This is a genomic window from Roseivirga sp. UBA838 (genome assembly GCF_002296035.1).
Classification (GTDB): Bacteria; Bacteroidota; Bacteroidia; order Cytophagales; family Cyclobacteriaceae; genus Roseivirga; species Roseivirga thermotolerans.
Genome location: NZ_DBHC01000020.1, coordinates 178,340 through 199,483 on the forward strand (window position 1 = coordinate 178,340; position 21,144 = coordinate 199,483).

General features: G+C 44.2%; 24 protein-coding genes. 8 read left to right on the forward strand and 16 right to left on the reverse strand.

Annotated features, from left to right (window positions below; genetic code table 11):
- Positions 1-70: 70 nt before the first annotated feature.
- Genes B3O12_RS07880 through B3O12_RS07890 form a run of 3 tightly spaced genes read right to left on the reverse strand, consistent with a single transcriptional unit; the run spans position 71 to position 3,176 of the window.
- Positions 71-1,180 (reverse strand): TIGR03364 family FAD-dependent oxidoreductase, encoded by a 1,110-nt coding sequence (locus tag B3O12_RS07880; protein WP_286755882.1) that lies wholly within the window; start codon positions 1,178-1,180, stop codon positions 71-73.
- A gap of 5 nt (positions 1,181-1,185) precedes the next feature.
- A complete protein-coding gene (locus tag B3O12_RS07885; RefSeq protein ID WP_286755884.1) occupies positions 1,186-2,487 on the reverse strand; it encodes a DUF5690 family protein in 1,302 nt (433 codons plus the stop codon).
- The gene (locus B3O12_RS07890) at positions 2,484-3,176 is read right to left on the reverse strand and encodes an HAD-IA family hydrolase (RefSeq protein WP_286755886.1); all 693 of its coding nucleotides are present in this window, start codon (positions 3,174-3,176) and stop codon (positions 2,484-2,486) included. Before B3O12_RS07890 ends, B3O12_RS07885 begins: the two co-directional genes overlap by 4 nt.
- A gap of 69 nt (positions 3,177-3,245) precedes the next feature.
- Here B3O12_RS07890 and B3O12_RS07895 point away from each other — a divergent pair, with 69 nt between their 5' ends.
- Positions 3,246-3,821: a helix-turn-helix domain-containing protein gene (locus tag B3O12_RS07895; protein WP_189629581.1), complete on the forward strand. Its 576-nt coding sequence runs from the start codon at positions 3,246-3,248 to the stop codon at positions 3,819-3,821.
- Positions 3,822-4,066: 245 nt separating this feature from the next.
- Here the strand turns inward: B3O12_RS07895 and B3O12_RS07900 are convergent, their stop codons facing one another.
- Positions 4,067-5,242 (reverse strand): aminotransferase class V-fold PLP-dependent enzyme, encoded by a 1,176-nt coding sequence (locus B3O12_RS07900; RefSeq protein WP_286755888.1) that lies wholly within the window; start codon positions 5,240-5,242, stop codon positions 4,067-4,069.
- A 98-nt stretch (positions 5,243-5,340) separates the two neighbouring features.
- On the opposite strand from B3O12_RS07900, the gene mltB reads away from it, so the two are divergent.
- Complete coding sequence (gene mltB / locus B3O12_RS07905; RefSeq protein ID WP_286755889.1) at positions 5,341-6,309, forward strand: lytic murein transglycosylase B; 969 nt, start codon at positions 5,341-5,343, stop codon at positions 6,307-6,309.
- 3 nt (positions 6,310-6,312) lie between these two features.
- Here the strand turns inward: mltB and B3O12_RS07910 are convergent, their stop codons facing one another.
- The 7 genes from B3O12_RS07910 to B3O12_RS07940 all read right to left on the reverse strand — a co-directional run bounded on the left by B3O12_RS07910 (position 6,313) and on the right by B3O12_RS07940 (position 10,997).
- Positions 6,313-6,837, reverse strand: a complete 525-nt coding sequence (locus B3O12_RS07910; protein ID WP_286755890.1) for a DinB family protein — start codon at positions 6,835-6,837, stop codon at positions 6,313-6,315.
- A gap of 134 nt (positions 6,838-6,971) precedes the next feature.
- Positions 6,972-7,244 carry a hypothetical protein gene (locus B3O12_RS07915; RefSeq protein ID WP_189629577.1) on the reverse strand — a complete coding sequence of 91 codons (273 nt, stop codon included), beginning with the start codon at positions 7,242-7,244 and terminating at the stop codon, positions 6,972-6,974.
- Between the two features lie 141 nt (positions 7,245-7,385).
- Positions 7,386-8,078 (reverse strand): hypothetical protein, encoded by a 693-nt coding sequence (locus B3O12_RS07920; RefSeq protein WP_286755892.1) that lies wholly within the window; start codon positions 8,076-8,078, stop codon positions 7,386-7,388.
- A 2-nt stretch (positions 8,079-8,080) separates the two neighbouring features.
- Positions 8,081-8,818, reverse strand: coding sequence for a hypothetical protein (locus B3O12_RS07925; RefSeq protein ID WP_286755894.1), 738 nt, complete (start codon positions 8,816-8,818; stop codon positions 8,081-8,083).
- A 77-nt stretch (positions 8,819-8,895) separates the two neighbouring features.
- Positions 8,896-9,672 carry a hypothetical protein gene (locus B3O12_RS07930; RefSeq protein WP_286755896.1) on the reverse strand — a complete coding sequence of 259 codons (777 nt, stop codon included), beginning with the start codon at positions 9,670-9,672 and terminating at the stop codon, positions 8,896-8,898.
- A gap of 67 nt (positions 9,673-9,739) precedes the next feature.
- Positions 9,740-10,498: a HEAT repeat domain-containing protein gene (locus B3O12_RS07935; RefSeq protein WP_286755898.1), complete on the reverse strand. Its 759-nt coding sequence runs from the start codon at positions 10,496-10,498 to the stop codon at positions 9,740-9,742.
- Complete coding sequence (locus tag B3O12_RS07940; RefSeq protein ID WP_286755900.1) at positions 10,485-10,997, reverse strand: RNA polymerase sigma factor; 513 nt, start codon at positions 10,995-10,997, stop codon at positions 10,485-10,487. Before B3O12_RS07940 ends, B3O12_RS07935 begins: the two co-directional genes overlap by 14 nt.
- A 146-nt stretch (positions 10,998-11,143) precedes the next feature.
- Between B3O12_RS07940 and B3O12_RS07945 the strand changes: the two genes are divergently transcribed.
- Complete coding sequence (locus B3O12_RS07945; protein WP_286755901.1) at positions 11,144-11,908, forward strand: YdcF family protein; 765 nt, start codon at positions 11,144-11,146, stop codon at positions 11,906-11,908.
- Here the strand turns inward: B3O12_RS07945 and B3O12_RS07950 are convergent.
- From B3O12_RS07950 to B3O12_RS07960, 3 genes are all read right to left on the reverse strand, one after another.
- Positions 11,905-13,269, reverse strand: coding sequence for an NAD-dependent succinate-semialdehyde dehydrogenase (locus B3O12_RS07950; RefSeq protein ID WP_286755903.1), 1,365 nt, complete (start codon positions 13,267-13,269; stop codon positions 11,905-11,907). The genes B3O12_RS07945 and B3O12_RS07950 overlap by 4 nt on opposite strands.
- A 53-nt stretch (positions 13,270-13,322) precedes the next feature.
- Entirely contained in the window at positions 13,323-13,625 is a 303-nt protein-coding gene (locus B3O12_RS07955; RefSeq protein ID WP_189629569.1) for an ArsR/SmtB family transcription factor, read from the reverse strand.
- A gap of 165 nt (positions 13,626-13,790) precedes the next feature.
- Positions 13,791-15,200: an OmpA family protein gene (locus B3O12_RS07960; protein WP_286755905.1), complete on the reverse strand. Its 1,410-nt coding sequence runs from the start codon at positions 15,198-15,200 to the stop codon at positions 13,791-13,793.
- A 179-nt stretch (positions 15,201-15,379) separates the two neighbouring features.
- Between B3O12_RS07960 and B3O12_RS07965 the strand changes: the two genes are divergently transcribed.
- On the forward strand, positions 15,380-15,889 hold the full coding sequence (locus B3O12_RS07965; protein WP_286746254.1) for a metallophosphoesterase family protein: 510 nt from the start codon (positions 15,380-15,382) through the stop codon (positions 15,887-15,889).
- Positions 15,890-15,927: 38 nt separating this feature from the next.
- Here the strand turns inward: B3O12_RS07965 and B3O12_RS07970 are convergent, their stop codons facing one another.
- On the reverse strand, positions 15,928-16,092 hold the full coding sequence (locus B3O12_RS07970; protein ID WP_189630072.1) for a hypothetical protein: 165 nt from the start codon (positions 16,090-16,092) through the stop codon (positions 15,928-15,930).
- A gap of 252 nt (positions 16,093-16,344) precedes the next feature.
- Here B3O12_RS07970 and hisS point away from each other — a divergent pair, with 252 nt between their 5' ends.
- From hisS to B3O12_RS07990, 4 genes are all read left to right on the forward strand, one after another.
- Positions 16,345-17,721: a histidine--tRNA ligase gene (gene hisS / locus B3O12_RS07975; protein ID WP_286755906.1), complete on the forward strand. Its 1,377-nt coding sequence runs from the start codon at positions 16,345-16,347 to the stop codon at positions 17,719-17,721.
- Between the two features lie 138 nt (positions 17,722-17,859).
- Entirely contained in the window at positions 17,860-19,509 is a 1,650-nt protein-coding gene (locus B3O12_RS07980; protein ID WP_286755908.1) for a gliding motility-associated C-terminal domain-containing protein, read from the forward strand.
- 21 nt (positions 19,510-19,530) lie between these two features.
- Complete coding sequence (locus B3O12_RS07985) at positions 19,531-19,863, forward strand: YbaB/EbfC family nucleoid-associated protein (protein WP_189629565.1); 333 nt, start codon at positions 19,531-19,533, stop codon at positions 19,861-19,863.
- The gene (locus tag B3O12_RS07990; RefSeq protein WP_286755909.1) at positions 19,863-20,882 is read left to right on the forward strand and encodes a glycosyltransferase family 2 protein; all 1,020 of its coding nucleotides are present in this window, start codon (positions 19,863-19,865) and stop codon (positions 20,880-20,882) included. Before B3O12_RS07985 ends, B3O12_RS07990 begins: the two co-directional genes overlap by 1 nt.
- Here B3O12_RS07990 and B3O12_RS07995 read toward each other — a convergent pair.
- Positions 20,879-21,097, reverse strand: coding sequence for a PspC domain-containing protein (locus B3O12_RS07995; RefSeq protein ID WP_189629563.1), 219 nt, complete (start codon positions 21,095-21,097; stop codon positions 20,879-20,881). The genes B3O12_RS07990 and B3O12_RS07995 overlap by 4 nt on opposite strands.
- Positions 21,098-21,144 lie beyond the last annotated feature (47 nt).

Consider the following 21,144-nt stretch of genomic DNA (forward strand, 5'->3'; position numbering starts at 1 on the left):
GGGCACTTCTTTGTTTTATATCAGTAGAAGTTTCTATTCATAGGCAGCTGAGTTTTTTTTCGTCTCATCATTACAAGTTTTCCAATACTTCCTCAGTTAAACCGAACGACAGGGTCATGCCGGCTCCACCAAGACCGTTGATTATGCTCACCCCTGGTTCAGGGCTCTCTACTATTTCGGTGGCTCCGTTAGTCATTTTAGGGTAAATCCCCATCCACCGTGAGCCTACTGACCAATCTTTGAACTGAGCAAAAGAGGCCAGATAGTCCAAAATCATCTGGTCTATAAATTCCTGATTAAAAGGGCTCAATTGCCGGCCATATTCGTGCGAATCGCCAACAGTGAGCTCTCCATGACCATTCTGAGAGACCATTACATTGAGTCCCCATTTGAGGTATTCGGAATGATGCTGCTGAAAGTAGGCTTTAAGTGCTGCATGCGAAGCTACCCCCTTAAAGGCTTCGTAGTGAACGAGGGTGAGTCCACCACATAAGGCAGGGCCAATGGACCAGTTATCGGGTTGTGCCCTCAGGCGCATCATTTGAAGCTTGCACTTTGTAATGGCCAGTTCTGCAAAGCGCTCCGGATATAGTGTTTCAAAATCGGCTCCGTTACATACTACAATCACATCGGCCTCAAGCTTATCTCCTTTAGCAGTTTTCACATAGGGATGGCTCACCTCCACGGCTGTAGTGTTCCACCGGAACCTCACACCAAACTGTTCATTGAGGTAATGGGGCAACCGGGCTATGGCTTCTCTCGGGTCTACAATTAGCTCCTCATTACTCCAAAGTGCCACTCTTAACCCTTCTTTGACAACTGCCTCGGAACGGACAGCCGATGGACTTAACAAGGTGTACTGAGGGTTTTGATCTACAAACTCTTCGAGTACGGCCTGTTCTTCTTGCCGATGGGCCAGGTGCAAGCTTCCTACTTCTCCATACCAAATTCCGGCCTTCTCGGCCAATTCCTTCCATATGCTGCGAGAGCGCAATGCACGCTCGTACAGTTTACCTTTGGGTTGGCCAATAGGCCATATCATTCCAAAATTGCGAATAGAGGCACCTTGTGCTCTTTCTCCTCTTTCCAGCACCTCAACGGCATACCCTTTCTGTGCCAGTTTTCTGGCCGTTGCCAAGCCAACTATGCCGGCTCCTATTACAATTGCTCTCTTTTTCATTTATTTCAATTCAATGCCAACTGCGCGCTTTGCAACACCTGACCGTGATACTTTCTTTTAAAATATATGGCCGCGGCTGTGGTCACAGCCAATCCAAAAACTGAGATTACCAGAAGGGATTGTTGGAAAAACAGTGTCCACGACATTTCTCCAAAACCTGCCAGTTCTTTGTAAAACAAAAAGCCCATACTCCCCAGGTAGCCAAAGCTATCGGCTACGTACATCAGAAAACCGGCATTGCCTTTATGCTTAAAGGTGGACATGAACCGATCGAAAATGACGCAGTTGAAGGGGACATAGGCCAGATACAACCCAAAACCTACGAGCATCATCCAGGGCAAAGCTTCTAACCGCTGCGCAGAAAAGGCATAGGTGCTTAAGCAAATAATGGTAAAGCCTATTCCTATGAGCCAATGATTGAGCATGAATGCCCGAAGATTATTCTTGACCAGTACCAGCAACCCAATGATGAGCAATACACCCAGTGCTACGGGCACTTCGGTTTGAGTGAATATTCCGGGCTGCTCCCCATAGCCTTGTTCCACCCAAATATTAGCCACAAAATTGTCGCGCACATCGCGCAAGAGGGTTAAAAAAACATAGGCCACTACCAGTAATAAAATGCCGCTGGCATATTGCCAGAAGAAGCTTCTTCTTTCGGGCCGGGCCATTGATTCACGCTTGTTTCTCAGGCGCACGTCTTCCGGGTTTGGTGGAGGTATCTGGTCAAGCAGCCAGACAAATGCAAGAAGCGGAACCACAAAAACAAGCCCGGTAAAAAAGGGCATCCACCAGGCTGAAACACTATAGTCGACCATCAAATGGGCACCAACAGTCTTTACTAATCCCGATGAAAAAATAAAGCTAACCCCAAGAAAGGCCCCCATAAGCTCAGTAGCTCTTCTACCCTCCAGATAACTGAACACCAGTCCCCACACCATGCCTAACGGAAAGCCATTGACAAGGAGTAAGATCATATTGGCAGGCTTCGGAACCAAAGGAAAAAGCAGTAAAGCCAGCCAACTAAGAGCTATGAGCCATAGAATTTGTCTGGCTCTGCCTTTGTCTCCACGTTCAGCGATAAAACGAATACCATAGAACTTAGAGAGTGTATAACCAATAGTCTGGGCAAAAATGAGCCATATTTTATAGTCAATACCTAGCCACTCCATATCGGCATAGGTAGCTGCAGTGAATGGTTTTCTGAAAGCATACATGCATGAGTATGTACCAAAGGCAGCTACTGCTCCCACCAATGCTACCACACGGTGGTCCGACTTTAGAAGGTATGCTTTCAGTGGACTCATTGGGCCTCGAGTATTTGGATGATTTCGCTCAACTGGTCGATGGCATGAGTAGCTCCCATACTGAGTAGTTGCTCGCGGGAGTACTGGTCGGAACTAATGCCTACGATAATCCCACAACCTGCATTCCTTCCTTCGTCAATATCGGACTGGGTATCGCCCACTTTCATAATGGTTTGCGGGTTTTCAACTCCCAAAGCCTCCATTGCCAAACGAATCATGTGGGGTTGCGGACGCCCTTCTTCGACCTCATCTGAAGTCACCGAAAAATCTATAAGGTCTTGATCTTCCCATCCCATTTTATCAATGAGTAAGTCGGCCGTAGACCGGTGATAGCCCGTGTCGAGTACTACCTTTATGTGGTTAGATTTTAGGTAAGAAAACAAAGCGGTGGCTCCCTTCATCTCCTTTAACCCACGAGCACTCTCATAGGCCGCCTCTACATTCTTTTTAAAGAGCCTGAAAACTACCTCTACAGCTTCTTCGGTAATGGCCTCTCCACTCTCTCTCATGAGCAGGGCAATGCCCTCTCGCTTATTCATGCCTCCAATTTTATGCACAATGGTTTCCAGCGAGTACTCAAAACCAAATTCAGCCAATGCCTCACCCACACTGCGGTACACTGTTTTCTGTTCGTCTATGGTAGTACCGGCCATATCGAAGACCGCCATCTTTATATTTTCTTTAATCATTCTTTACACTGGTTTTGGGCATGTAATTCATGCCTTTGCTTACATTTAAAAATTCCAAAAGGGTATTGTATGAAATCGGATATATTGAGCGCCATTGGCAAAAAGCTTCGGAACGTACGAAAGGAAAAAGGGCTGAGCCTTGCCGAGGTGGCCAGAAAGAGCGGCATAACGGCCGGATTGCTTTCAAAAATTGAAAACTTTCGAACCATGCCTTCTCTGCCTGTTTTGTATAAAATTTCGGAAGCTTTGGAAGAACCTCTCTCCGAACTGGTGAAACCGGTAGATAATGAGCCTGAAAGTTCATATACCATTATTCGCAAGGGTGAAGGAGAAATTGAACTTCGCTACGACTCTAAAGGGCTGACCTATGAAAAGTTGATGTCTCAGATTATTCACAACCATCCGGTCAAAGTGGTTACGGTAACAGTACAGCCTGGAGTTTTTCGAAAACCACTGGCCAACGATTCGTACGAACTGGTATATATGCTCGAAGGCGAAATTATCTATGGCCTTCTCGATGAAGAAGTTCATCTGAAGCAGGGAGACACACTTTATTTTAATGGACAGATTCCTCATTCTCTTAAAAACCCAGGCGACCAGAGCGCCATATTGTTCAAGACTTACTTCATGAACTCAGGCGACTGAATGGGCTGCCAAATAGTTCATATAGGTAAAATTACTAAGAGAATTCTTCGAGAAAATCCTTGGGGAATTGTTTAATGAAAGGGTAACTCTCTTTACTTAGAGTTAATAAATAAACTATTGAAAAACAGATTATTACAACCAATAGAAAAGCCTTCTTTACAAAAAGAAGGCTTCAATAGATTAAATTTTATTAACGTATTGACTTGAATATTTGTCAACACCTATGATTTACAAATAGTAAAATTCTATTTCAACTTTTGCAGTAGCTCCAACAGCTTGCTCACTTCTTCTTCGGTGTTATAATAGTGCACGCAGACCCTTACTATTTCCGAAAGCCCCTTTGCGGTCATGTCCAGATAGGTATTGGGGGTTCCGTTCCAGCTCACATTTATCCCTTCTTTTAAAAGGTATTGCTGAACCTGGGCAGCACTATGGCCTGAGACTGTAAATGAAACTATTCCGGCCAGCAGGCTGCCTTCATCATGACAATGTACGTGAGGCATTTGTCTAAAGCCTTTGCGTACTTCATGGGCCAATGCCTGAATACGGTGCCATATAGCCTCAAGCCCTATGGTATGGGCATAGTCGGCTGCTGCCTTTAACCCTAGTTGGTTGGCCCTGTTCCCTTCCCAGTTTTCGAATTTGCGCGCATCGGTGCGAATGGTATACGTTTGCTCTCCTGTCCAGGTGGCTGAATGAAGGTCTACCACATAAGGTGTGAGCTGCGGTAATATTTCTTTTCTCACATATAAGAAACCGGTACCTCTTGGAGCCCTCAGGTATTTTCTGCCGGTAGCAGAAAGCATATCGCACTTTATTTTTTCCACGTCTACTGGATACTGACCCACCGACTGGCAGGCATCTAGCAAAAAGAGAATGTTTCGGGAGCGACAGATTGATCCGATTTGCTCAGCCGGAGCCACATGGCCTGAATTGGTTGGAATATGGGTAATGGACACCAGTTTGGTGCGGGAGTTGATCATTTTCTCAAAGGCCTCCAGATCTTCATCGCCAGAAGCGGTGGTTGGAATTACTTTAACCTTTGGTTTTTTGGGGTGATGTAAATAGGCCAGGTAGTTGCTGGCATAGTCTGGCCGGTTACAAATTATTTCATCGCCCTCTTGCCAATCTATGGCCTGGAAGGCCGCATTCCACGCAGAGGTGGCATTTTCCACAATGGCTATTTCTTCTTTCTGCGCATTAATGAGCCTGGCCAGCGAATGATAAGTTTCATCTAACTCATTCGCTCTTTGCGCCTGAATTTCGTAGCCCCCAAGCAGAGACTCCTGTTTCCAATAGTCAATAACCGTATCTCGTACCACATTGGGAGGTAAGGCACTGCCGGCATTATTGAAGTGTATTACATGTTGTACACCGTCCGTTTCGGCTCTGAGTCTGGCAATATCTTTGTTTGAAAGCATAGTTGAAATTAGTGATCTAAAAAGTAATCCGTCCAATAAAAAGTAATCTATTTCTGAGTGAATGCTTCTTCACTATCTTTAGTTCAAAATCGTTCTGTATGCGCTACACCCTGACTACCATTTTTCTATTCTGTTTTGCCGGCCTCTATGCTCAGGTAAACACTACCGAAGTTGAAGAATTCATAAAAGAGTATGTGAAAGAACACCGAGCTGATGAAACCAAAATAAGGGCCATCCTGAATGAGGCTCAGTTTCAACAAGAGATTATTGATAAGATTAGCCGACCGGCAGAGGGCACAATGACATGGGAAAGGTATCGTAAAATATTTGTGACGGAAGAACGCACTCAGGCCGGCTTAGAATTTTGGAAAAAATACCAGAAAGAGGTTCGTACCGTAAGCGAACAAACGGGAGTAAATGAAGAAATCATTTTGGGTATTATTGGAGTAGAAACCTACTTCGGACGAATTATGGGCACTTACCGTGTCTTGGACGCCCTCTACACGCTTGGTTTTGGATACCCAAGAAGAGCCAGCTTTTTTAAATCGGAACTGGCCAAATTCCTGGAACTTACTTCTAAAGAAAAACTGGACCCTCTGGCGATAAAAGGATCATATGCCGGGGCCATGGGCTTCTCTCAGTTTATGCCCAGTAGCTACCTGGCCTATGCCAAAAGCTTTGAAGACGATGGCAGTGCTGACCTGATTTCTGACCCGGCCGATGCCATTGCCAGTGTGGCCAACTACCTGAAGGTACACCGATGGCAGCAAGGTGAACCAGTGGCCACCAAAGCCACTTTTACCCGCAAGGTGACTAACCTGAACAAACAAGTGATCAAACCCAAAAACAAACTTTCTGACTATACGGCTCTGGGAATTAAACCTGCAGCAAACCATATACCCGGCAGCACTCCGGCCACTTTAGTTATTCTGGACAACGAAAGTGACAAAGAGCACTGGTATGGTTTTTATAACTTCTATGTGATTACCCGGTACAATAGAAGCCCCATGTATGCCATGGCTGTTTACCAACTGGCCGAAGCCATGAAAAGCAAGAAAGACTGGTAGCAATTAGTTGAACCCATATTCCGGAGGCGTTATTCCATTGAGTCTCAGATAGAGTACTGCTTTGGCTCTATGGTTGGTAATATGGTCTCTCATAAACAAAAATGATTGCCATTTGGTAAGCGGAAAAGCTCCGTGTGATTTCCCCTGGGTGAGCAGCTCACTATCTGTCATGCCATTAAGCGTGGTTATTACTTCATCGAAAGCGGCCGTCAAGGCATCTATTATTTGCTGTTTACTCATAGTAGCGGCATTTTGCTCTACCCCTGAGTAGCTTTTTATAAGAATAAACCGGGTATTCATAGAAAGCAGGCTATTGGCCATATGTGTCATTTGTTGACCAAACGACTTAACTCCTGTTGTTGGTGTATAGCTATACTTATCTTCCGGCATAGCTTTGGCCACGGCCAGAGTTCTGGCTTTGGCTAACTCCCACACCTTGGTTTGTTGTTGAGAAAAATTAAACTGCTGAGCCTGAACTCCGGCAGACATGAGCAGCATAATAGAAGTGATAATTATGGTTTGTTTCATTTCTTTTCTTACAAAGAAAGAACCTGAACCTTAAGTTATAGCGGTAATTCTTGCTTTAAAAAAGTAGAGCTCTGCTGTTGCAGAGCTCTGTGGACAGAAAACACTTCTTATGCTAATATATCTCAAACCAAAAACTAATCAGGCATTTGTAAGTGTTTCGTTTTTTGAATTAGATGTTCAACCTCAACCTTTGTAATCACTTCTTTGCCCTCTTCCCGTAATTCTTCCAGTAACAATTCTGCCACAAGTTCTTCCTTTAGTTCTTTAAGACTTTGTTTGCAGAGTGTATCTAAATAGGCATTCAGTTGCGGACAGCAGTTTTTTTCGACATGAAAAACCACACCGCTAATGGTGATCTTATCTTGGCCATTCATTGTTGTCGGGTAAAAAGTTGGTTGATAAAACATCTAGCAGGTTCTTTGTGGTTAGACTCGGAAGCAATAGTTTGGTTACTTCTTTGCCTGGTATTTATACTCTATAGATGCCTGCAAAGCCAAAAATGTTGCATAACATCCTCAATTTTAACAGTTGTTAAGTCAATTTAACATTTACCGCTGTGCCCTGAAGTAAATATCCGAGGTAACCGTCTCCAATCGAATTCGTTTTCCGCCACTTCCCAACTTCCCGTTGATCTTGTGAGAACTAATTAGCGGAAGCCCCTTATCTACCCTGGTCTGAAACTCTCTGTTGGAGTAAATTCCTCCATTCACCGTCTTAATCTCCACCTCTGCTCCTTCTTTTTCAGGCCATGTAAGGTTTATGGTTCCTGTGATGGTTTTTGCCATTAACTGCCCATAAACACCACTAATTTCCAAGTCTCCAATAATGGACTCTACCGATATATCGGCATTGGCCGGAATACTTACTTCTACCTGTGCATCTATACACACGCGGGTAGCATTGTCTTTATTGTCCCAGGTAAGAGCATTCTCATCGTCACAATTGTAGTAACCCCTGGCCTTAATTTGTTTATCATCGAACGAAACATCGAGCTTTACATTCCCACCTGACTCTTGCAAGGACACACTCATCAGGTCATTTAGCTGCCCATCGTTAATCGAATAAAGCACCCGAATTCCAATCTCTTTTTTATCCCAGTTCACCACTTTGATGCGATCTACCAGACCGGCATCTACCATGAGGTGCCTTCCATTATAGTCCACCTGTTTTTCAAAAGTCTCGGTTTGGGCTATTCCCTGAACAGCCACTACCCAGAAGATAATTGCGAGCAGTTTTTTCATGGCTAATTATTTCTAAGGTAAATGTGACCGTACTTCGACTTTATCCTGACCGATTCTGCTCCTTTGCTGGCTGAATAGCTGGCTACCATTTGCTCACCTATTCGCTCACCACCGGTTACCTGAATGGGTGAGGTAAGATTAGAAAATATTTGTCCCCAGGAGGTAGACACCTCAAGCTCCTTGAGACTGGGCTCTGCGACCTTCACATCAGCACCACCATAAGTAGCTACTATCTCTAGCATTTTGGGCATTTCTACCACTTCTACCAGGCCATACCGGGCTTCAACCTCAACCTCTCCTTCTTTGGGAACGAATACTTCAAGCTCTATATCAATACGAGTTCCATTGTGGTAACTCCCTTTTCCATTACCAAATACCAGGGTTTTACCGCCCCGTTTTATACTTACATTCTTCGATTCTTCGATATCCTCATCGATAAAGATGTATTGACTCTTGTACTTGTCCAGATTCTCCAGCTGAGACTCAATAAGAAGTACTCCTGATTTTCTGGAATCGAGGAGCTTGAAATCGTCTCTTACTTCTTCTCCATTAATAAAAACCCTGGCTTTAATGAGCACCTCCTGCTTATTCCATGTTCTCAGTTGAATAAGCTGAGGATAATCGAATTGGAGTGCCAACTTTTCTTGGGGGCCGAGTGCGTAGGTTTTCTCCAAAGTACTTTGACCAAAAAGCCCTCCGGAGATGCACAAAAGAGCAAGTGTTATTGCAATTGTTTTCATGATAGTTTGAGTTTTTGATGAAAAAACTGCCTGCCGCTGAGATACCAATTATCTTTTGCGACAGGCAGTTACTGCATTTATTTTTTTCTCAGGTATACGTTGCCATAAGAAGCCTTTAACTCCAGCCCTACTCCTCCACCATTGAGTGTTCCTTCAATTGCCGAGCTGATTTTGCGCATTTCTTCCGTTTTAGGAAATTCAATGTTCAGATCGGAGTAAGCCTCTCCATAGGGAGTTTTTACCAGCAGATTGGCCTTGGTATTGGTAGGTAGAGTAACATCTACGGTTGAATACACAGAAACCAGTGAAGTGGGGCCTTTTTGGCTAAGCGAAGCAAAATCGGCTTCAATTTTACCGTAAATGGTATTTACCAAAGCAGGACCGGTTATGTTTTTCAGGTATACAGAGTTGTATCTTCCGGAAATTTCAAGTTCGGTAGAAAGTCCGCTAACCTCAATTTTACCACCCTCATGCTGGCCTGTATGTTCTATCTGCACCTTCATGCCTTTGGGTACTTTAATTACGTATTTCCCTTGCGATCTTCTGGCGGCTTGGAATACAGTAACTTCGTTTCCTGAAGTGGTCACATTGAGCCCTATGCCTGTATTGTCTTCTCCCCTGGCACTCAATGGCTTTAAGCCTTGCGCTCTTTCCGGATGGTCTCCATGATTTTCGCTTGTCATAAGCACCTGATTGCCATCGTGAGCCTCTACAGCAACACGGTTCAATTCTTTGAGGATAAGGGTCTTACCTGAAGGATTGGATACATCTAACTTAAATTCCTGGGCGTTGAGTCCCGTAAGTGTTGCAGCAGTAAACAATACTGCCATTACCATTCTGTTTAACTTATTCATTTTCATCGTTTTATTGTTTTCAGATATTTGAGTTTGTTCTTTGGACTGTCTTGTTGACTATTTTGAATTACATGTCTTTGAGTTTGAAAATACCTATGTAGGCTTCGTCTCTTACTTCTTTGAGCACCTGATCTTGTTCGGTTAGTTTTTCGAGCGATTCTATGGCCGATTTCTCCTGCAAGGTCACCAAAGCCTCAATAATGGCTATTTGTGCGGCAGGCTCATTCTCTTCTAACAAGGCTCCAGTGAGTGCCTGAACGGACCCGGGTTGTTTTCCCATTTTGGTCAGAGCCTCTACAGCCTTAATGCGCACATGCATGTTTGGGTCGTTTTTCATCACCGCAAAGAGTGTGATGAGCATTTCCTCATCGGGACGTTCAGCATGCTTTATTTGACTAACCGCCTGCAGCCTGCCACTGGCCGAATTGCTTGATAACTGTTGCTTGAGCAGTGCCAGCTCTTCTTTGATCTCAGACACCTCGGTATTTTGAGAAAAGCGCTCTCCTACCCAAAAGCCTACCAGTACAAGTGTTATTGCAGCAGCCACTCTCAAACCCCAGGTTTGCCAGTTGGTTTTTAACTCTACCACTTTAGGCTCTTTGGCCTCACTTGCCTCCTCAATTTTGGCAAACAGATCATCATCATTCAGCTCGGTTCTCACCTTCCTTAACTCGGCAGCCATCAGTATTTGCTGTCGGTAAGATTCCAGTTCAGCGGGAAGATCTTCTCTTTGAAAGAAAACCTGGAGTTGCTTTTCTTCTTCCAGAGAAGTCTCTCCACTGAAATATTTTTCTATTAATTGCTCTATTTCTTTATTGGCGTTCATATTCTGTCTCTTTTAAATAGGCCTCTCTTGCTGCCTTGCGGGCTCTTGAAAGCCCCACTCTTATGTTGTTTATCTGTAGACCGGTTTGCATAGATATTTCTTCGTAGCTATAGCCTTCAACATCTCGCAGTATCACCAGCAGCCTTTGCTGGTCAGGAAGCGTATCAAAGGCTTTGAGCATTAGCTTCATGCTTTCTCCCAACTCCAAACTCCTGTATGGATTGGATAAGCCCGATTCAACTTCCAGTGTCTGCACGTCTTCATGATACTTGTGCTTTTTAGACTTTAGTTTATCAATGCATCGGTTTTTGCACACCGTCACGGCTAGAGCTTCTACACTACGATACTCTCCCAGTTGTGCTCTTTTATCCCAAAGCCTTACCATTACATCCTGAAGCGTATCTTCGGCCTCTTCGACCGACTTTAGCATTGCTAGTGCTATTCTGTAAAGCCGATCTTTTAGCGGTAAAACTTTGGTTTTAAATTCCTGCAACTCCATTCAATTGTATAGACGAGCCTTGTCTAAAGGCATTACACTGTTTTGAAAAATGCTTGAAAAAATGAGTCAATGATCATTGTATCTCATTGATTTTCAAAAGATAAGGTTTATCAAATAATTGACATTATTTTCGCTATGCATTCCATATGTTTTTTATTCTATCAAAGATACTGTCTCTGTTTGTAGGTCCGTTGACCTGGGTTATCGGCTTGCTCATACTTTCTGTTTTCTTAAAAAACTCCCGATGGAAGAAGCGCTGTTTTTGGCTTTCTGTTGGGCTATTGGCCTTTTTTTCTAATCAATATATTGCCAACCGGGTTATGCTTTGGTGGGAACCTGAGCCGGTACCCATGAAGGAAATGGCTTACTACGATGTGGCTGTGGTGTTTTCAGGAGTTACCAAAGGCAGTAAAACTCCAAGAGACCGAATCTACTTCAATATGGGTGCAGACCGGATCACCCACACCCTTCAGCTTTACAACGAGGGAAAAATTGGGAGAATTCTGGTAAGCGGGGGGCTGGGTTTCGAACAAGTAGACAATAGCAGAGCGGCCGATAGGTTAAAATCTTTTCTAACTATGGCTGGTGTACCCGATTCAGTTATTGTGGTTGAACCACATGCCATTAACACCCACGAAAACGCGGTGAAATCGGCCGAATTATTAAACAGCCATTTTCCGGGTCAGAACTACCTACTCATCACATCTGCTTTTCACATGAAAAGAGCATCGCTCTGCCTGAAAAGGCAGGGTGTAGATTTCGATACTTTTCCGGCCGGGTATTTAACAGACCGAAGCACTCTTAACTTTGATGACCTTGTAATACCTCGCGCTTCAGCCATTGACAAATGGGAAACACTTTTCAAAGAATGGGTTGGATTGGGTATGTACCGGGTAATGGGCTATATCTAAGGCAGCACAATGGTTTTCTGGTTTACAAACTCGCGGATACCCAGATGAGACAGCTCTCTACCATATCCTGATTTCTTTATTCCTCCAAAAGGCAGCCGGGGATCTGAAGCTACCATTTGGTTCACAAACATGGCTCCGGTTTGTACCTTGCGAGCTACTTCAAGACCCATTTTAGGGTCTGCTGTCCAAACAGAGCCTCCCAAACCAAAACGGGAGTTATTGGCAATTGCCACTGCATGGTCAGTATCTTTGGCTTTGATTACGGAAGCCACCGGGCCAAACATTTCCTCCTCGAATGCAGGCATACCTTCCTTTACCCCGGTAAGTATAGTTGGTTCGAAGAAAGCTCCTTGATTACCCGCCATTTTCCCTCCCAATTCTATATGGGCACCGGCCTTGACCGACTCACTCACTTGTCTTTGCAGCTCTTCGGCCAGCGATAGAGAGGCCATTGGTCCACAATTGGTTGATTTTTGAAGCGGATCGGCAGGAATATAGGTTTTCATAAAGGCGGTAAACTTATGAATAAACTCCTCATAGACACGTTCCACCACAATGAAGCGCTTGGCTGCTATACAGCTCTGGCCGCAATTAATCATTCTTGCCTTGGCTGCTATACGACAGGTTTTATCAATATCGGCATCGGCCAATACGATGAAAGGATCACTTCCACCTAGCTCGAGCAAGGAGCTTTTTATGTTTCGTCCGGCCGCCTCCGCAACTTTAGCACCGGCCAGTTCACTTCCTGTTAGTGTAACAGCCACAATTCTTCTGTCATCAATAAGCGCCTCTACTCTGGAAGATTCGATCAAAAGATTTTGAAATACCCCAACGGGAAAGCCTGCTTCTATAAAGAGTTGCTCAATAGCCAGGGCACACTGCGGAACATTGGATGCATGTTTAAGAATGCCCGTATTTCCAGCCATAAGAGTTGGCGCAGCATAGCGAAACACCTGCCAGAAAGGAAAATTCCAGGGCATAACTGCCAACACGCAGCCTATGGGTTCATAACTAATAAAGGCTTTGCCTGAATCTGTTGTGAGAGGCTCATCTTTTAAGAATCGCTCCGCATTTTCTGCATAATACTCACACACCCAGGCGCATTTTTCTATCTCCGCTATTCCTTCGTTAATGGTTTTACCCATCTCTAAAGTCATTAAACGCGCCAGGTCTTCTTTTTGGGATCTGAGTTGAGAGGCTAGCTGAATAAACAGCTTACCACGGTAAGCAAACGATTCTGCCGACCATGATTTAAAGGCCTGCTCGGTTCTTTCTAAAGCTGATTCCACATAGGCCGATGAATGCGGTTCAAACTCGGCTTCGATCTGGTTGTTGGTGGGATTAACAGATTGTATTGCCATACTCTAATTAAGTCAAACTAAAGCTTAATTGTTACGGCTTAACCGGGAATTTACTAGAACACAATCACATCTACATCTTCTAACACTTTAATGAGGTCGGGTACTTCCTTCATTCGCAAGAAATAGAAGATATTCTTACCTTCTCGCTTGCTGCCGAGAATTCCCTTCATTTTCATGTTAGCCAGATGGTGGGAGGTTAGTGATTGTTCCAGTCCAAGGTAAGCGGTAATGTCGTTAACCGACATTTTCTCATGCTCATTGAGCAGGTCGATGATGCCAATTCGCATCGGGTGAGCAATTGTTTTGAGCACAAAAGCAATTTTCTCGACCCTGTCTACGTCCAGTTGCTCTTCCATTTGGATAGGTTTGCTTCAAATATATGAACATACGTTCATATTAAAAAGCGAAAACTGTAATTTTTAACCCCAAGTTGGAGCCATTGCCCACCGAAAAGATATACCGGGTTCAATAAAAAAAGCCAGACGTTGATTCGCCTGGCTTTTCACTAGATATTAACTGATCTATCTATAGATAATTTCTATCTCTACTCTTCTGTTGGCTGCTCTACCGGCACTCGTGCTGTTATCAGCCACCGGGTTAGCAATACCATATCCATCGGCACTAATTCTGCTTGGGCTAATACCCTGTTCTACAAGGTAGTTCTTCACAGCGTTAGCTCTTCTTTTGGACAGCTCAAGGTTTGAAGCTGCATTGCCGGTATTGTCAGTATAGCCACTCAACTTAATATCGAAGTCGTTTTCTTTCATCAGCTGAGCCACCTGATTGAGCGAAGCATAGGAACTAGATCGTAACACATCACTTCCGGAGTTGAACTGAATGCTCTTAACCGCAAGGTCTAATACCTGTTGCACTTCTTCCTGCACTTCAGGACAACCACCATTGCTGGCAAGTCCGGCAGTTTCCGGGCAGCGGTCATCACTATCTTTTACACCATCACCATCTCTGTCGGGGCAACCGTTTAGTGTACCAGCCACTGTCGGACATTGATCATCACTGTCTTTCACACCATCACCATCTCTATCAGGACAGCCATTGAGTGTGCCGGCCACGCTTGGACATTGGTCTTCTGAATCCTGAATACCATCTCCATCCGTATCAGGACATCCGTTGAAGCGCGCAATACCGGCCACATTAGGACACGCATCCTCACTATCTTTTATACCGTCACCATCCGCATCAGGGCAGCCATTGAGCTTTCCTGCTACCGCAGGACACTGATCGTCTTTGTCCAATACGCCATCGCCATCCGTATCGGGCCATGGACATCCTTTGTTTTCTGCAGGTCCTGCCTGAGTAGGACAAGCATCTTCTTTATCATAAATGCCATCACCATCCGAATCTTTTTTGCTGCTTAAGGAGAAGGATACTCCCAGTGAATACTGCATGTAGTTAGGAGCCTGCTGAACACTCTTTTTATAGGCAGCGCCCACTTCTATGCTAGCGCCTTCGGTTAGCTTAAACTCAAGTCCGGCTCCAATCGGTACATGACTCAGCAAGCCATCTTCAAACTCTTCGTATATGCCTTCTATATTGCTGAAAGAAGTGAGTCCATAGCCTAGAAAAACAAACGGAGCTACTTTAGACTCTTCTTTGAGGACATACCCATTAGCCAACTTATAAACCAGTCGGGCATCCACATCGAATACATTACCCACGAAAATATTTTCGTGGCTCAACTTACCATAAGAGGTTCCCAGCTCTAAATCTAAACTATTGTTGAGGTAGCGATCTACCCCTACTCGAAAACCGGCACTACCCAAGTCTCCAAAATTGAAGAGGCTCTCATAGTAGCGGTAATCAAACTTGTTATTGATGAGGTCAATGTCAATCCACCACTTGTCGTCAGCGGTTTGGGCATGAGCAGTAAATGCAAAAAGAATTGCCGTAAGTGTTAGTAAAAGTTTTTTCATCGATTTAAGGTTTTTGTTGTGTGTTACAGACTCAAAAATACCACCAAACTGTCAGACAATAAACAGTCTTTGAGTAAAAGAGACTACACGATAAATAAAATGGCATTTTTTTTTGAATCCGCATCAAAGCGAGGCCAGAAAAGTTTCTTCATCCTAGAAATGATTCCCAAATTAGGAACATGAAAATTGGCCTTATTTCCGATACTCACGGGTTTCTCGATGATCGCGTTTTTCATCATTTTGAGACATGCGATGAAGTATGGCATGCCGGTGACATTGGTGAGGGCGGGGTGTTAGAGGCCTTGCAAAATTTCAAACCCACTCAAGCGGTTTATGGAAACATAGACGGCCCCGAGATGCAGCGGGAGCTTCCGGAATACATTGCAACCTCTATAGAAGGCTTAAAGATTCTAATGATTCATATCTGTGGAACTCCGGGCAAATATGCCAGAAGGGCGAAAGAACTTATTGCCGAGCACTCCCCTGACCTGCTCATTTGTGGCCACAGCCATATACTTAAAGTAATGCCCGATAAGCAAAACCAACTTTTATACATGAACCCTGGCGCTGCAGGAAGGCACGGTTTTCATCAGGTGCGAACGCTGTTGCGCTTCGACATTGCCCAAGGAAGGGCACAAAACCTGGAAGTTATTGAATTGGGTAAACGAAGTGAAATAAAAAAGCCCTGATTTCAGGGCTTTCATTAGGTTATATTTTTAAAAGATGCTTATTCAGCAGACTCTTCTTTTTTCTCTTCTTTAGCAGGCTTCTCTTCTTTAGCAGCTTTTTCAGCCTTAGGGGCCTCTTCTTTCTTTGCCTTGGCCTTAGTTTCTTTCTTAGGCTCTTCAGCGTTGAAAGACGCCTTCAGCTCCTCTTTATCAACGTTTTTCAACACAGGTTTGCTGGTAAGAAATTTAATTCTGCTCTGTCTTTGAGCCGCTTTTTGCTTATTTCTTCTGCCTTTTCTCTTTAATCTTGTTACTCCCATGACTAAGACCTTATTTCTAAATGAGGGGCAAAGATACTGGTTTAATATTCATTTGCGAATATTTTGACGAAGAAAAACTGTCATTTTTTTCCTATAAGTTAGGAAGAGCTACTCAGTGAGCCATGGTTTTACTAGTTTTGGCAAAAATTTGAATAGATGTCTAAGAAACCATCCCTTCCCAAAGGCACCAGAGATTTCGGTCCGGAACAAATGTTCAAACGAAACTTTATTATCGAAACCATTAAAAAGGTGTTTGAAAAATACGGTTTTATGCCTCTGGAAACTCCGGCCATGGAAAACCTGAGTGTTTTAACCGGTAAGTATGGGGATGAAGGCGATCAATTGCTCTTTAGAATCCTCAATTCGGGAGACTTTTTGAGCAAGACTCAACCGGCAGATTTCGAAGAAGGCACTAAATCGCTGGCACCTAAAATCTCCGAAAAAGGGCTCAAATATGACCTTACAGTGCCTTTTGCCCGCTATGTGGTAATGAACCGCAACGACATCACCTTTCCGTTCAAGCGTTACCAAATTCAGCCGGTATGGCGAGCCGACAAACCTCAAAAAGGGAGGTATCGCGAATTTTTTCAGTGCGATGCAGACATTGTAGGTACCGACTCGTTGGTTTGCGAGGCCGAGTTGCTGGCTATGGTGCAGGAGGTTTACAAATGCTTTGCTTTCGATGCCTATAGCATCTCTATAAGCAACCGTAAAATACTGGAAGGAATTGCCGAAGTGTGTGGAGCCAAAGAAGAGTTTAGCCGGTTTTGTGTGATTCTCGACAAGCTAGACAAGATAGGCAAGGAAAAGGTGTTTGATGAATTGGCCCTTATTGGTCTGAATAAGCAATCGCTTCACCGACTCGATCAAATTCTGGCACTTTCCGGCAATAACGTGGAGAAACTGGATGCCCTGCTCTCCCTGCTCAACGAATCTGAAATAGGCCAAAAGGGAATTGCCGAAACCAGAGAAACTCTGGACAACCTAAGTTTACTGGGCTTTCTGACCGACAAAGTACTTGTGGACTTTACCCTGGCCAGAGGACTCTCCTACTATACCGGCATGATCTACGAAGTGAAACCTACCACTATTAAAATGGGAACAATTACGGCCGGTGGACGATACGATAACCTCACAGGAGTTTTTGGACTAGAAGGTATTTCAGGCGTGGGTATTTCTTTTGGAATCGACCGTATTTACGACACTCTCGAAGAACTCAATCTCTTCCCCCAAGCCAAAGCAAGGTACAGCAAGCTTTTGATCGTGTCGTTCGATGATGCTGCACAAAAGCATTCGCTTAATCTGCTATCTAAACTAAGAGCGGCAGGAATTAGCGCAGAACTATACCCTGAACCCGCCAAGCTTAAGAAGCAATTGGGTTATGCGGATAAAAAAGGGATTCCCTATGTCTTATTGGTAGGTTCTGAAGAAATGAAAAACCTGCAATACACGCTTAAGTATATGGAAACCGGTAACCAAGACAGCTTCAGTATAGAAGATGTGATTAAACATCTGCTTGAGGAAACGAACTAGCAAATACGGTTTTGTTTTACCTAATTTGAATAAGTTTCCAATACGCGCTACGTTTATTGGATAGTTCAAATGGATATTCTTCACGTTCATATCCTTTCATTATTGACACGAAGCCGGTGGGGTAAATTTATACTGCTCATGCTGCTTTTTGCACTGCCCTATGGCGCTTATGGCCAGTTCAATAGTAGCAAGGGTTGGATAGAATCTGATTTTGTAGCCGGTTGTGCCCCCCTTTCATTGGTAATTAAACACACCGGCCTTAAACCGGGCACCTTATTTTACACCATAGATGGCGATCCTAACAACCCACAGTTTACCAATGCAGATGGAGCCCTGGACCCCGGGGAAACGAATACCATTGAGTACCTGGACCCCGGCACATATCATATCATATTGGTCGATCAGGGGGTAATCAGAGAATATGACAGCCTAAAAATCACTGTATATCCTAACGATCCGCCACAGGTTTCTTACAACTCCTGCCAGGGCAACAGCGTGCAACTGGAATTCCGGAAAGATCAGGACATATACGATTTTTATCGAATAGACTTTGGAGACAATAACATAGTAGAACACGATGGCGAAAGTCCCCTAAACTACAGCTATAGCACTCCCGGAGTTTATCGGCTCACCGTGCGTGGTATGCTTAACACTGGCGAAGCCTCCAGTTGTCATGTGGCTATTTTCAACGTATCCTCTTTTGAAAACCTCCCTCCTCCCGTTCTCAACACAGTAGAAGTAGTGGATGAGCAAAGTTTTCGAATTGCCTATGAGGAACTTGAACCTAACCTCAATTATACCCTCGAAATTAACCGGGGCAACGGATTTGAGGTAGTTACTTCTATTGATCCTGACAACAACCCCACCTCATTTGAGTATAGCAACAACGCTCTTTCTTTAAACGATTCTTATGTGGGTATCCGCCTGATGGTAGCCGATGACTGTGGCACTCAAACCATTTATTCGGAGACAGGTTACACCATTGCCTTTAGTTTATATGATGAATCGGTTGACGATGATATAGAAATGACCATTGCCTGGCTTACCAGCACCACAGACTTTAGCGACATACGGCTACACCTGAACGGTTTGGAATGGCAAACTTACTCTGAGGCTGAAAATAGCAACGGACAATCCCTTTCTTTCAACAGCTGTACCGAACTGGGCACCCTACAAATGGTGTCTGTGTTTAACGGGGTTACGTCTCTGAGCCAAAGCCTTGAACCATTTAATGGTCAGCCCTTCACTTTACCGGCTCCACCGGCTCCTCAAATAAGCGCTCGGGGTGCTGTGGTAGAAGTAGTTCTGCCAGCCACTAATTTTCCCTTGGGGCGATACATTCTGTACAGGAAAGATATTGAAACAGACTTTGCAGAGATATTTAGCACCGCAGAAACAGAAATAACAGACACCACCATTCCACCGGGTACTTCCGAGGTATGTTACCGCTTGGTTTATGAAGACGCGTGTGGCAACCTTTCCGAAACCAGTGAGCAAGTATGCCTCATACTTTCTACCAATCTGGGTGTTCCTAATGCTTTTAGCCCCAATGGCGATGGAATCAATGACATTTTCAAAGTAAGTGATGGAATTTATAACAACTTTGTACTGAGTGTTTACAGCCGATGGGGAAGTCTCGTTTATGAAACTACCAACCCCTCAGAAGGTTGGGACGGAAATTTTAACGGTGAGCCCGCGGCATCCGGAACCTATCTTTACCGTGTCTCGTTCGAGAATGCGGACAACCAACCCATAAGAAGAACAGGTTCTTTTATATTAATTCGATAGCTTTGACAAAAAATACAGGCCATGTTTGATATGATGAAAATGATGGGCAAGGTGAAGGAGATGCAAGCCAAAATGAAAGAAGCCCAAGAGAAGCTGGAGTTCATTGAAGAAACCGGTGAAGCCGGAGCAGGAATGGTAAAAGCCACTGTAAACGGCAAGAAAAGCGTAGTCTCTATTGAAATTGACGAAAGCCTGTTGAGCAAGGATGACAAAGAAATGCTTCAGGACCTTACCGTTGCGGCCATTAACAATGCCATGGAAAAGGCCGACATCCGGGCAAAAGAAGAAATTAAGAAAAGTACTGAGGGGCTTATGCCCAATATTCCCGGAATGGATCTGGGCAATTTATTTTAATGGAAAAACTTTCTGTTGTTCTCCTCAACTACAATGGGAGAGCCCACCTGGAAACATTCTTACCATCGGTAGTTGCACACAGCCAACCACACACCGTATACCTGGTAGACAATGGCTCTACCGATGATTCACTCCAGTGGGTAAAGGCAAATTTTCCTTCCGTAAAAACCATTGCTTTTTCTCAAAATCATGGTTTTTGCGGTGGTTACAACAAAGCACTACCCCTAATTGAGTCTGAGTATGTGGTGCTACTCAATACCGATGTGGAAGTAACCAAAGGGTGGATTCATGCTCCCTTACAGTTGCTAGAACAAAACAGAACCATTAAGGCCCTTCAACCCAAAATACTCGATTATAAGAAGAAAGATACTTTCGAATATGCCGGAGCTGCCGGTGGTTATATCGATTGGATGGGCTACCCTTTTTGTCGCGGCCGGATTTTTGAAACGCTCGAAAAAGACAACGGCCAGTATAACACCAACACTCCCATTTTTTGGGCCTCGGGCAGCTGCCTTTTCGTGCACCGCAAAACCTACCTAAAACTTGGCGGTCTCGATGAAGACTTTTTTGCCCATATGGAAGAAATAGATCTCTGTTGGCGCATTTGGAATGCCGGGTTTCAGGTGAGTGTAGCAACCGAAAGCATCGTATTTCATTTGGGTGGAGGCACATTAGACAAGTCGAAACCCAAAAAAACTTACCTCAACTTTAGAAATGGCCTAAGCCTGCTCATTAAAAACGAAACCATTGGCCACCTGCTGTGGAAATTCCCTTTGCGCTTAGCCCTGGATTGGGTAGCTGTATTCAAGTTTTCTGTACAAAGCGGCCCACAACACGGCCTGGCCATTCTGCACGCCCACTTGAGCACTTTTTGGTATATGAGAAGAACATGGGCTAAAAGAAGCAAGAAAAGCCAAAGTTTACCCAACATTCCAATCTACCGAGGGTTTATAACCTGGCAGTATTTTGTAAAAGGCCGGAAAGTGTTTGCCAATCTGAACCGAAAAAACCTATCCTAATTATACCAAACAGGGTTTTGTCTTCTTCTAAGATGTTTTCTAATGTTGATGATATAGGCCAAACCCAAATAAACAATGAGAGGGGAGCCAAAGGTTAGAAAAGAAGAGTAAATGAAAAACAAACGGATGCTAGAGGTAGAAAGATTGAGCTTCTCCCCTAGTTTGGTGCATACCCCAAAGGCCTGATTCTCAAAAAACTGCTGAATTCTTTCCATTTAGCTAAAAGATGTACCAATTTAGAAACAAATTCCAATTGGTGAAA